Origin of the sequence: Chryseomicrobium imtechense (assembly GCF_041475995.1) — a bacterium.
Classification (GTDB): Bacteria; Bacillota; Bacilli; order Bacillales_A; family Planococcaceae; genus Chryseomicrobium; species Chryseomicrobium aureum.
Map to the genome: position 1 here is coordinate 1 of NZ_JBGOBM010000045.1, position 460 is coordinate 460.

The window sequence follows — 460 nt, forward strand, 5'->3', positions numbered from 1 at the left end:
TGGTGCCGGTCGAACAACCGTCGCCAAGAAGGGACTCGATTTCTGCAACCGACTCTTTACCATCGAACGGAAAATCAAAGACATGACTCCTGAAGAACGACTCAAGATCAGGAAAAGCGACAGTCAGCCCGTGCTGGATGCTTTTTTGGCATGGCTTGAAGAACAACAGGAGATTGTCGCTCCAAAGACTGCCACCGGAACTGCGATCTCTTATACATTGAAACAATGGTCAAAACTCACGACTTTCATGAAAGATGGCCGAATCGAAATAGATAACAATCGTGCAGAACGTTCTATCAAACCATTTGTGATCGGCAGGAAGAACTGGCTGTTCGCAGCCTCGACAAGAGGCGCGACCTCGAGTGCCATCGCTTACAGTCTCATCGAGACTGCCAAAGAAAATGGGCTCAATCCTTTCTTCTACCTGCAACTTCTTTTCGAAGAACTTCCACAGCGTGAT

General features: G+C 47.8%; 1 protein-coding gene. It reads left to right on the forward strand.

Translation table 11 applies throughout. The features are described 5' to 3' along the window. On the forward strand, positions 1 to 460 hold a 460-nt coding region (locus AB5N96_RS13520; RefSeq protein ID WP_499705763.1), incomplete at both ends, for an IS66 family transposase.